At 60.6% G+C, this 713-nt stretch carries 1 protein-coding gene; it reads right to left on the bottom strand.

Translation table 11 applies throughout. The features are described 5' to 3' along the window. A partial coding sequence (locus tag PVZ80_RS00230; RefSeq protein WP_273863284.1) for an immunoglobulin-like domain-containing protein occupies positions 1–713 on the bottom strand: 713 nt, incomplete at both ends.

Here is a 713-nt window from a genome sequence, read left to right as displayed (position 1 = left end):
CCGGTAGCGCCGGTGATGGTGGTGCTCAGGGAGCTACCGCCCGCCAGGGCATCGTTTGGCGCGGTGAAGTTCACGGTGCCGGACGATTCACCTACAGGAATAGTGATGGTCTGGCCGTTGGACAAAGTGACGACTACAGGCGAACCAGTCACTGGGGCTGTCACGGACGCGGTGTAAACGACAACGCCACCTTCAGCTACAGACGGAGTGGCGGTCAGCGAAACAGTCGAGGTATCGATGGTATCGGTGACGTCAGTCACAGCTGGGGTAGTGCTCGGAACGAGGTTCTCGAAGTTGCCGCCAGTAGTCTCTTTGATGCTGACTTCAACCTTGCCAGCGTCTTTGTAAACGTCGTCCGCAGGGGCGGCGACGGTCACGGAGCCGGTAGTAGCACCGGCGGCGATAGTGATCACTGCACCGTTGCTCAGGGTTACGGTCACCGGAGTGCCCGCTGCGTTGGTCAGGGTGGCGGTGTAAACAATCGAGCCGCCTTCGGCGACGGTGTCAGTCGCTGTCAGGCTGAGGGTAGTGGTATCCGGAGTATCGGTAACTGATGTGTCAGCAGGCTTGCTGTCGACATCGAGCTTCTCGTAGTTGCCGCCAGTCGCGCCGGTGATGGTCGCGCTCAAGGAGCTGCCGCCCGCCAGTGCATCGTTCGGAGCCGTGAAATTCACGGTACCGGAAGACTCGCCCACCGGGATGGTGATGGTTTG

This window comes from Pseudomonas sp. B3G-3 (assembly GCF_028640915.1).
Lineage (GTDB): Bacteria > Pseudomonadota > Gammaproteobacteria > Pseudomonadales > Pseudomonadaceae > Aquipseudomonas > Aquipseudomonas chlororaphis_I.
This window is presented reverse-complemented; position numbering and strand designations above follow the sequence as displayed.